Raw genomic sequence first — 9,172 nt, forward strand, 5'->3', positions numbered from 1 at the left:
AGAAAAAACAGTCAAGCGGCAGTGGACGGGACTTACCAGAAATGCGGGGCGTCTTGACTGATGTTCGGGAGGTAAGTCACGGTAGCGTGGCTCTTCGTGCAGGGTTATAACGATGATCTACGTCTGGCGCACGTCATGGCGGACCACGCCGACGACCTGACCATGCGGAGGTTCAAGGCGGTCGATCTCAAGGTCGACACCAAGCCGGACCTCACGCCGGTCAGCGATGCCGACCGTGCCGTCGAGGAGGCCATTCGCGGCACCCTCCGGCGAGCCCGGCCGCGGGACGCGGTCGTGGGCGAGGAGTTCGGCAAGACGGGCTGGGGTGCCAGGTCGTGGATCATCGACCCGATCGACGGCACCAAGAACTACGTACGCGGCGTCCCCGTGTGGGCGACGCTGATCGCACTGATGGAGTACGGCCAGGTCAAGGTGGGCCTGGTGTCCGCCCCGGCCCTGGGCAAGCGCTGGTGGGCGGCCACCGAGGGCGGCGCCTGGACCGGCAAGAGCCTGACCAAGGCGACCCGGATGCGCGTCTCGTCGGTGGCCGATCTGGAGGACGCGTCGTTCTCCTACTCCAGCTTCGGCGGCTGGGAGAAGATGGGCCGGCTCGACAACTTCCTCGACCTGGGGCGGGCCTGCTGGCGCACCCGGGCCTATGGCGATTTCTGGTCGCACATGATGGTCGCGGAGGGTTCGGTGGAGGTGTCGGCCGAGCCGGAGCTGTCGCCGTGGGACATGGCGGCGCTCACCGTGATCGTCGAGGAGGCGGGCGGTAAGTGGACGGACCTCGCGGGCGTGCCCGGCCTTGAGGGCGGCAGTCTGGTCTGCACCAACGGCATCCTGCACGACGAGGTCCTCAGACGCCTGAACGGCTCGTAGAGAGCGCCTGAGCGGCTCACAGAGCCAATACCCGGGCGACGGCCTCCAGCAGGCTGTCGCGATATGACCCGCCGAAGAGCACCACATGGACGAGCAGCGGGTGCAGTTGGTGCAGCGGCACCCGGCCCCGCCACCCGTCGGCGAGCGGCGTCTCCTCCTGATATGCCCCCAGGATCCGATCCAGATAGGGCGCCCCGAACAACGCCAGCATCGCCAGGTCCGTCTCCCGATGCCCGCCGTGCGCGGCCGGGTCGATGAGCACTCCGCGGCCATCCGACCAGAGCACGTTCCCGTTCCACAGGTCGCCGTGGATGCGCGCCGGCGGCTCCGGCGGCCCCGCCACCTCACCGAACCGCGCCACCGCCCGCTCGATGAGAGCCACGTCCCGCGCGGGCAGCCGCGCCTGCCGTACGAAGGGAAGCACCCGGCGGGCGGCGTAGAAGGCCGGCCAGTCGTCGGCGCGCGCGTTGTCCATCGGCAGGTCGGCGATGAAGCCCGGCCAGGGGGCGCCGAAGGCGGGCGCGCCGGCGCGGTGCAGCCGCGCGAGGTCGCGCCCGAACCGCTCGGCGGCCGCCGCGGTCGGCGACGAGGTGTCCACCCACGACAGTACGAGCCGATCCCGCGAGACCTCGATCACTTCCGGCACCGCGATGACCTCGCCCAGCCAGCGCAGTCCTTCCGCCTCGGAAGTGAACACCGGAGAAACGGTTCCGGTCTTCGCGAACACCACCCGCCCGTCGTCGAGCACGCCCCGCTGCAGCCGCCAGCCGTGGGACGCCCCGAGGTCCTCAGTCGATCTCATCGGCGATGTGCTTCGCGACGCCTTCGGAAGCGGCCTCGACCAGGCGCAGCACCTCTTCGAAGCCCTCGGGGCCGCCGTAGTAGGGATCGGGCACCTCGGCCCCGGCCCGCGCGGCGGGGTCGAACGAGCGGAACAGCAGCACCTCCACACCGTCGGGCGCGATCCGCCGCAGGAACGACAGGTTGTCCCGGTCCATGGCCAGCACCAGGTCGTAGCGGTCGAACCAGCCGGAGGTGAACTGTCTGGCCCGGTGGGCGGAGCCGTCGTAACCGTGCTCGGACAGCGTCCGCAGAGCCCGTTCGTCCATGGGATCCCCGACGTGCCAGCCGCCGGTGCCCGCGCTGTCGACGGCCACTCGTTCACCGAGTCCGTGCTCGTCCAGGGTCCGTCTGAGCACCGTCTCGGCCATCGGCGAGCGGCAGATGTTCCCCATGCACACCAGGCATACGCGATAGGTCATAACTCCCATCATGAGGGTGACCAGGCCCGTTCACCGTCCGTTCACCCGTGGTAGGGGGATTGAGTCACTTTGGCTGCATACCTTCGTGGCGACTAAGGACCAAGTGGGAGGAACCCAACCGTGAAGTATGCAGGCCGGCTCGCCGCCGTCGCCGTCGTCGGCGCGCTCTCGCTCGCTGCGTGCGGCACAGACAACAACAGTGCCGGCAGTGACGCCACCGCGTCCGCCGGTGCCAGCAGCGCTGCGGGCAACGACAATGGTCTGAGCGGCACGATCAACGCCGCCGGATCCTCGGCCCAGGCCAACGCGATCGACCAGTGGAAGAAGGACTTCCAGAGCAAGAACCCCGGGGCCAGCCTGAACTACCAGCCCAGCGGTTCCGGCGCCGGCGTCCAGGCCTTCATCCAGGGCACGGTCGCCTTCGCGGGTTCCGACTCGGCCCTCAAGGACGACAAGGGCGAGCCCGCCCAGGCCGACGCCCGGTGCAAGACCGGCAAGGCGATCAACATCCCGATGGTGACCGGCCCGATCGCGGTCGTCTACAACCTGCCCGGCGTGGACGGTCTGCAGCTCTCGCCCAAGACGCTCGGCGGCATCTTCAGCAGCAAGATCACCAAGTGGGACGACGCGGCCATCAAGGCCGACAACCCCCAGGCCAAGCTGCCTTCGACGCCGATCCAGGCGTTCCACCGGGCTGACGAGTCCGGCACCAGCGACAACTTCACCAAGTTCCTCAAGGCGACGGCCGAATGGCCGTACGAGCCGGCCAAGGCGTGGCCCGCCGAGGCCAAGGGCCAGGGCGCGAAGGGCTCCGACGGCATCGCCTCCTCGGTGAAGGGCGCCGAGGGCTCGATCAGCTACGTCGAGATGTCGTTCGCCGACAACTCCCAGCTCCAGAAGGCCAAGGTCGCCAACGGTGCGGGCGAGTTCGTCGAACTGAACAGCGACAGCGCGGCCAAGACGATCGAGACCGCCGAGGTCAAGGGCACCGGCAACGACCTCAAGCTCGGCATCGACTACGCCACCAAGACCGCGGGCGCCTACCCGATCGTCCTGGTGACGTACGAGATCACGTGTGAGAAGGGTCTGCCCGCCGACCAGTCGAAGCTGGTCAAGGCATTCCTCACCTACACCGCCAGCGACGAGGGCCAGGCCGCGCTGAAGGACCTGGGCTACGCCCCGCTCTCGGGCGACCTGCTCACCAAGGTCCGCACCGCCGTCGAGGCGATCTCCTAATAGCCGATGACGACCAACGTTCGTACCCGTGATGGCGGACCGGCCACGGGCCGGCCCGCCTCGCGGCGCAGCCATGGTGAAGGGCCCTTCCGATACGCCGCCACCGGCGCGGGCATCATCCTGCTGGGGATCATGGCGGCCATCGCCGTCTTCCTCATCAGCGAGGCGATCCCCGCCCTGCAGGCGAACAAGGGTCACTTCTTCTCCGAGCTGACCTGGGACCCGAACGGCAGCCAGGTCTTCGGCATCGCCGCCCTGGCCTTCGGCACCGTGCTCAGCTCGGCCCTCGCGCTCGTCATCGCGCTTCCCATCGCGGTCGGTGTGGCGCTCTTCATCTCCCACTACGCGCCCCGCCGCCTGGCCAGCCCGCTCGGCTACCTGATCGACCTGCTCGCCGCCGTACCCAGCGTGGTCTACGGCCTGTGGGGCGTGGTCTTCCTGGTGCCGCTGCTCAAGACACCGTCGCAGTGGCTGAACGAGAACCTGGGCTGGTTCCCGCTGTTCGCCGGCGAAGGCGCGATCGGCGGCAAGACCATGATCGCCGGTTCCATCGTCCTGGCGATCATGATCCTGCCGATCATCGCGGCCATCTCCCGTGAGGTGTTCCTCCAGGCTCCCAAGATGAACGAGGAGGCGGCGCTCGCGCTCGGCGCCACCCGCTGGGAGATGATCAGGATGGCCGTGCTGCCGTTCGGTCGCCCCGGCGTCATCAGCGCCGCGATGCTCGGCCTCGGCCGGGCGATGGGCGAGACCATCGCGGTCGCGCTGATCTTCCCCGCCACCTTCGATATCACCTTCCAGGTCCTCACCCCGCACGCCAACAGCATCGCGGCGAACATCGCCAACGGCTTCGGTGAGGCCACCCCGATCGGCAGGGGCGCGCTGATCGCCTCCGGACTGGTGCTGTTCATCATCACCCTGCTCGTCAACATGGCGGCCCGCATGATCATCAACCGCCGCAAGGAGTACGCGAGGGCCGGCGCATGACCACGATCCAACACATCTCGACCAGCCGCCGCATCAAGGACCGTGTGGTCCAGGGGCTGGTCTACCTGGCGTTCGCGCTGGCCGTGGTTCCGCTCGTGTCCGTGCTCTGGCTGGTGATCAAGAACGGCCTGCCGCGCTTCGACCTGGACTTCCTCACCCACTCGATGCGTAACATCGGCGCCCGTGACGTGGGCGGCGGCGCGTACCACGCGATCATCGGCACACTGGAACAGGTCCTGATCGCCTCCCTCATCTCCGTCCCCATCGGCCTGCTGACCGCGATCTACCTGGTCGAGTACGGCAACGGCGGCCGGTTGAGCCGGGCCATCAGCTTCTTCGTGGACGTCATGACCGGCGTCCCCTCCGTCGTCTCGGGCCTGTTCATCCTGGCGTTCTGGGTCCTGTTCCTGGGCCAGCCGTTCTCCGGGTTCGCCGGGGCGCTGGCACTGTCGATCCTGATGATGCCGACCGTGGTCAGATCGGCCGAGGAGATGCTCCGCCTGGTCCCGAACGACCTGCGCGAAGCCTCGTACGCGCTGGGCGTGGCCAAGTGGCGCACGATCATGAAGGTCGTCCTGCCGACCGCGCTGACCGGCATCATCACCGGCGTCATGCTGGCCGTGGCCAGAGTCGCCGGCGAGACCGCGCCGTTGCTGCTCACCGTGTTCTTCACCGACTCCATCAACAACGACCCGTTCAGCGGGCCGCAGATGGGGCTCCCCCTCTTCGTCTTCGACCAGGCGGGCCGTCCCAACGTCACCGCCGTGGATCGGGCCTGGACCGGAGCCCTCACGCTCATCCTGATCGTCATGCTGCTCAACCTGGTGGCGCGCCTGATCGCCCGGTGGCGCTCACCCGCCAAAGGCCGATAAGGGGTAAAGCCACTATGTCCAAGCAGATCCAGGTCTCCGGCCTCGACGCCTACTACGGCGGGCACAAGGCCATCGAGGACGTCTCGATGACCATCGAGCCGCGTTCGATCACGGCGTTCATCGGCCCCTCGGGGTGCGGCAAGTCGACGTTCCTGCGCACCCTCAACCGCATGCACGAGGTCATCCCCGGCGCCCGCGTGGAGGGCAAGGTCCTGCTCGACGGCGAGGACCTGTACGCCTCCACCGTCGAGCCGGTCTCCGTGCGCCGGATGATCGGCATGGTCTTCCAGCGCCCCAACCCCTTTCCCACGATGTCGATCTACGAGAACGTGGCCGCCGGACTCCGCCTCAACGGCCGCGTGGCCAAGTCGGAGCTGGACGGCATCGTCGAGACGTCGCTGAAGGGCGCCAACCTCTGGAACGAGGTCAAGGACCGCCTCAACAAGCCCGGCGCGGGCCTGTCGGGCGGCCAGCAGCAGCGGCTCTGCATCGCCAGGGCCATCGCGGTCCAGCCGCAGGTGCTGCTGATGGACGAGCCCTGCTCCGCGCTCGACCCGATCTCCACGCTGGCCATCGAGGACCTGATGGCGAAGCTCAAGGACGACTACACCATCGTGATCGTCACCCACAACATGCAGCAGGCCGCCCGGGTCAGCGACCGGACCGCCTTCTTCAACCTCACCGCGCAGGGCAAGCCCGGCAAGGTTGTCGAGATGGACGAGACCTCCCGCATGTTCACCAATCCCACCGAGAAGGCGACCGAGGACTACATCACCGGGCGCTTCGGCTGATGATCCACCAGCAGGCGGCATCCACTGTGAACGGGGACACGAGGACGAAGCCCATCCTGCTCATCGCGGATCCCGACGACACGGTCGTGGAAGACGTGGCCACCGCCCTCGAACGCGAGGGCGTGTCGGTCACCGGCGTCCCCGACGGAGCCCAGGGCCTGATCCAGGCCGGGGCGCTGCAGCCTGACGTGGTCCTCGTGTCCGCCACGCTGCCGGTCATCGGCGCCGTCGACTTCGTCCGCGCGGTACGGCTCTCGCGGACCGTGCCCGTCCTGCTCGGCGTCGGTGAGGGGCACGCCGAGCAAGCCGTACAGGCACTCGCCGCCGGCGCCGTGGCCTGCGTGGCCAGGCCGTACCGGGTGCCGGAGTTATTGCCGTTCATCCACGCGGCCTCCCCGGACGGGCACAAGGTGCTGGTCGTGGGCGGCGTCGAGCTCGACGCGCAGGCCTACCAGGTACGCGTGGAGGGGCGGATCGTGCACCTGCCGCTGCGTGAGTTCGAGCTGCTGCAGTACCTGATGCACAACGCGAACCGTACGGTCACGCGCGAGCAGATCATGCGGCACGTGTGGCACACCGGGTCCAGCACCTCGACGAACACGATCGCGGTGCACGTCAAACGGCTGCGCGCCCGGCTGGGCGACGACGAGGACACGCTGATCCAGACGGTACGCGGCGTGGGCTACCGACTGGTCACACCCGGCACTTCCAGCCCGGTGTGACCGGTTCGGTCATGTACGGCCCTGTACGGCCCTGTGTGACCTGTACGGCGGGCCATGTACGGCCCTGTACGACCATCGGTCAGGTACGGCACGACCAGAACGACTTCATGATCCGCTCGGTCACGCCCTCGACGGTCGCGATGCCCTGGCCGGTGTCGGCATTGTTCTCGGTCAGTACGGCCACCGCGTAGTCGTGGCCGTGGCCGCGGATGAGGCCGACACTGATGATGGCCCAGCGCTTGGTGGATACGTGCTTCAGCCAGCCGTTCTTCAGCGCGACCCGGTCGCCCTTGCACCTGGCGGCGCTCACGCCCCAATCCTGGCCGTCGATCACCCCGCCCATCAGTTTGAGCACCTGCGCCCGGTCTTTGGCCCGGAGCGGGCTCTTGGCCGACACGAGCGCCTTCATCAGACGCACCTGGTCTTCGGCCGAGGTCCTGGTGATGCCCCAGCAGTACAGGTCGACGCAGCTCCCCGGAACTCCCTGAGTGTGCCGCAGGCCGTACTTCCTGCCCGCCTTCGTGAACCCGGCGGCCCCGCCGACGCGCAGCCAGAGCCGGTCGGCGGCGTGGTTGTCGCTGTAGCGGATCATGAGATCGGCGTCACGCCTGGTGGCCTTCGAGAGCTTGTGCCAGGGGGTCTTGAGGAGGAGCGCCATGAGAATCTGCACTTTGGCGGTGCTCGCGGTGATCATGCGTTCGTTGCGGTGATAGCGGTAGAGGCGACCGGTGGTCAGATCTTTGACCATGGCCGTGACAGGACCCGGACGACCGGCCAGATAGCGATCGAGCCGCTTGGTGATCTTCTTGGCACCAATCGGCGGATCCGGCTTGGACTTCTTCCTGGGAGTCTTCACCGGCACCGAGACTTCCACCAGAGCCTGCAGCTGGGGCTGCATCGCAGCTCGCTGGTGGAGCACGACCGGGCGCTGGACCGGCTCTCGCTCGGGAAGCGGCCAGAACGCCAAGGGCACCAGGAGGAGACCCGCCATGACCACGCGGAAGTATCCCCCGACGCCTCGCCCCGCGACCATCCGTGAATTATCACGAATGGTGGCGATATGACGCTAGTGGCCAGTGGCGACCAGTTCGGCGATCGAGTCGTCGTCGGCAGGTGTCCCACTAGTCACACCCACGGCGGCGTAAGCGGCGTCATGTCAGTCGCACTCACGGCGGCATAGGCGGCGCCATGAAACGAGCACCTAGACAGAGGTGGTGCTCAGCCTCGGCCCGCACCCTCGAACGGCCTCCCCCAGAGGGGCACTCGTGCGGCCTCCGCCGGAAGGGCTCTGCGGCCTCCGCCAGAGGGGCACTCGTCCGGCCTCCGCCAGAGGGGCACTCGTCCGGCCTCCGCCGGAAGGGCACTCGTCCGGCCTCCCCCAGAGGAGCCCTCGTGCGGCCTCCGCCGGAGGAGCTCTCGTGGCCGCCCTGGTCGCCAGAGCGCTGGTCACGATGCGCGGACACTCACAGAGCGGTCTGACCCTCGTCCACTCCACCTGCTGGGCGTGGCCAAGGGGACACAACAGGCGCGAGTCGACAAACTGACCACCCGCGGCGTGATCGAAAACTTCGGGGCGACGGTCTCACCGAGCCGCACCGGCTACCCGATCCTGACCTTGCGCCGGTCTCACCAAGCCGCGCCAGCTACCCGATCCTGGCCTTCGTCCGGCTACTCCATCCTGGCCTTCATCCGGCTGCGGATCGCCAAGGTCGCCTGACGGAAGCTGTGGCAGCCGTGGACCGGCCTGCTGCCAGCCCCGGGGCATGTGGAAGCTCACCGTCCAGGTGCCATCCACCACCGTGGAGTGGCCTACCGGGGCCCGTCAGTGCAACTTATGTTCACAGGTTAAGAACGGTCTTCGAGGGTCGGGATCGTCGGGGAGAGCAGCGAATCGGTGTGCTCGCTCAACCGGCCGCGTACGAGCCGGTAGACACGGAACTCGTTCGGGTGATTGCCTCCGTCGTCCCAGACGTGCAGCAGTCCGTAGGAGCCGGGCGCGAGCTGGCCGATCCGCTGGAACAGGTCGAGGAGCGTGTCGACCCAGCCGCTGTTGTGGTTGGGATGGCCGGCGACGTGCAGGGATGGGATGCCGTTGAGCCACCGCAGATCGATCAGGCCGTAGTCGGGAATCTGGGCCAGGTAGGCGCGAATCTCCTCCACTTGCCGTTCCAGCAGGCTGTCGTGGTCGTCCTCGACGCGGGCCGTCTCGCGGATGGTCACCCACCCGTGGTACTCCATTGTCGCCGTCCCCCTCTGCCAGAGGTCCTGAAACGCAGAAAGGGCCCCACGCGTCATGCGTGGAGCCCTTCCCGAACAAAGATTGTCCGGCGGTGACCTACTCTCCCACACCCTCCCGAGTGCAGTACCATCGGCGCTGGGAAGCTTAACTTCCGGGTTCGGAATGTAACCGGGTGTTTCCT

The 9,172-nt window shown here is 67.8% G+C and carries 11 protein-coding genes and 1 rRNA gene; 7 read left to right on the plus strand and 5 right to left on the minus strand.

Annotated features, from left to right (window positions below):
* The first annotated feature begins 96 nt into the window (after positions 1-96).
* On the plus strand, positions 97-882 hold the full coding sequence (hisN, locus tag KME78_RS35975; RefSeq protein WP_219533887.1) for a histidinol-phosphatase: 786 nt from the start codon (positions 97-99) through the stop codon (positions 880-882).
* 16 nt (positions 883-898) lie between these two features.
* On the opposite strand, the gene KME78_RS35980 is transcribed toward hisN, so the two are convergent.
* Complete coding sequence (locus KME78_RS35980; protein ID WP_219533888.1) at positions 899-1,684, minus strand: fructosamine kinase family protein; 786 nt, start codon at positions 1,682-1,684, stop codon at positions 899-901.
* Positions 1,671-2,144, minus strand: coding sequence for a low molecular weight protein-tyrosine-phosphatase (locus KME78_RS35985; protein ID WP_246652631.1), 474 nt, complete (start codon positions 2,142-2,144; stop codon positions 1,671-1,673). The genes KME78_RS35980 and KME78_RS35985 overlap by 14 nt, the downstream gene beginning before the upstream one ends.
* 120 nt (positions 2,145-2,264) lie before the next feature.
* Here KME78_RS35985 and pstS point away from each other — a divergent pair, with 120 nt between their 5' ends.
* The 5 genes from pstS to KME78_RS36010 are packed head-to-tail and all read left to right on the plus strand — an operon-like array spanning position 2,265 to position 6,752.
* Complete coding sequence (gene pstS, locus KME78_RS35990; protein WP_219533889.1) at positions 2,265-3,380, plus strand: phosphate ABC transporter substrate-binding protein PstS; 1,116 nt, start codon at positions 2,265-2,267, stop codon at positions 3,378-3,380.
* 6 nt (positions 3,381-3,386) lie between these two features.
* Positions 3,387-4,367, plus strand: a complete 981-nt coding sequence (pstC, locus tag KME78_RS35995) for a phosphate ABC transporter permease subunit PstC (RefSeq protein ID WP_219533890.1) — start codon at positions 3,387-3,389, stop codon at positions 4,365-4,367.
* Positions 4,364-5,239, plus strand: a complete 876-nt coding sequence (gene pstA / locus KME78_RS36000) for a phosphate ABC transporter permease PstA (protein ID WP_219533891.1) — start codon at positions 4,364-4,366, stop codon at positions 5,237-5,239. The genes pstC and pstA overlap by 4 nt, the downstream gene beginning before the upstream one ends.
* Positions 5,240-5,253: 14 nt before the next feature.
* Positions 5,254-6,030 carry a phosphate ABC transporter ATP-binding protein PstB gene (pstB, locus tag KME78_RS36005; protein WP_219533892.1) on the plus strand — a complete coding sequence of 259 codons (777 nt, stop codon included), beginning with the start codon at positions 5,254-5,256 and terminating at the stop codon, positions 6,028-6,030.
* 26 nt (positions 6,031-6,056) lie between these two features.
* Positions 6,057-6,752 (plus strand): response regulator transcription factor, encoded by a 696-nt coding sequence (locus KME78_RS36010; RefSeq protein ID WP_308127263.1) that lies wholly within the window; start codon positions 6,057-6,059, stop codon positions 6,750-6,752.
* Between the two features lie 79 nt (positions 6,753-6,831).
* Here KME78_RS36010 and KME78_RS36015 read toward each other — a convergent pair whose 3' ends face one another.
* Positions 6,832-7,785, minus strand: a complete 954-nt coding sequence (locus tag KME78_RS36015) for a serine hydrolase (RefSeq protein WP_246652632.1) — start codon at positions 7,783-7,785, stop codon at positions 6,832-6,834.
* A 522-nt stretch (positions 7,786-8,307) separates the two neighbouring features.
* On the opposite strand from KME78_RS36015, the gene KME78_RS36020 reads away from it, so the two are divergent.
* On the plus strand, positions 8,308-8,469 hold the full coding sequence (locus KME78_RS36020) for a hypothetical protein (RefSeq protein ID WP_219533894.1): 162 nt from the start codon (positions 8,308-8,310) through the stop codon (positions 8,467-8,469).
* Positions 8,470-8,597: 128 nt separating this feature from the next.
* Here KME78_RS36020 and KME78_RS36025 read toward each other — a convergent pair whose 3' ends face one another.
* Together KME78_RS36025 and rrf are read right to left on the minus strand one after the other, a co-directional pair.
* Positions 8,598-9,047 carry an Imm7 family immunity protein gene (locus KME78_RS36025; protein WP_308127264.1) on the minus strand — a complete coding sequence of 150 codons (450 nt, stop codon included), beginning with the start codon at positions 9,045-9,047 and terminating at the stop codon, positions 8,598-8,600.
* 27 nt (positions 9,048-9,074) lie between these two features.
* A 5S ribosomal RNA gene (rrf, locus tag KME78_RS36030) occupies positions 9,075-9,172 on the minus strand; the annotation flags it as partial.

It is taken from the genome of Nonomuraea guangzhouensis (genome assembly GCF_019396345.1).
Lineage (GTDB): Bacteria > Actinomycetota > Actinomycetes > Streptosporangiales > Streptosporangiaceae > Nonomuraea > Nonomuraea guangzhouensis.

Coding starts and splice junctions, on each gene's coding strand:
- KME78_RS35980 (WP_219533888.1), bottom strand. CDS start 1,684: ATGAGATCGACTGAGGACCTCGGGGCGTCCCACGGCTGGCGGCTGCAG.
- KME78_RS35985 (WP_246652631.1), bottom strand. CDS start 2,144: ATGACCTATCGCGTATGCCTGGTGTGCATGGGGAACATCTGCCGCTCG.
- pstC (WP_219533890.1), top strand. CDS start 3,387: ATGACGACCAACGTTCGTACCCGTGATGGCGGACCGGCCACGGGCCGG.
- pstA (WP_219533891.1), top strand. CDS start 4,364: ATGACCACGATCCAACACATCTCGACCAGCCGCCGCATCAAGGACCGT.
- pstB (WP_219533892.1), top strand. CDS start 5,254: ATGTCCAAGCAGATCCAGGTCTCCGGCCTCGACGCCTACTACGGCGGG.
- KME78_RS36015 (WP_246652632.1), bottom strand. CDS start 7,785: ATGGTCGCGGGGCGAGGCGTCGGGGGATACTTCCGCGTGGTCATGGCG.
- KME78_RS36025 (WP_308127264.1), bottom strand. CDS start 9,047: ATGACGCGTGGGGCCCTTTCTGCGTTTCAGGACCTCTGGCAGAGGGGG.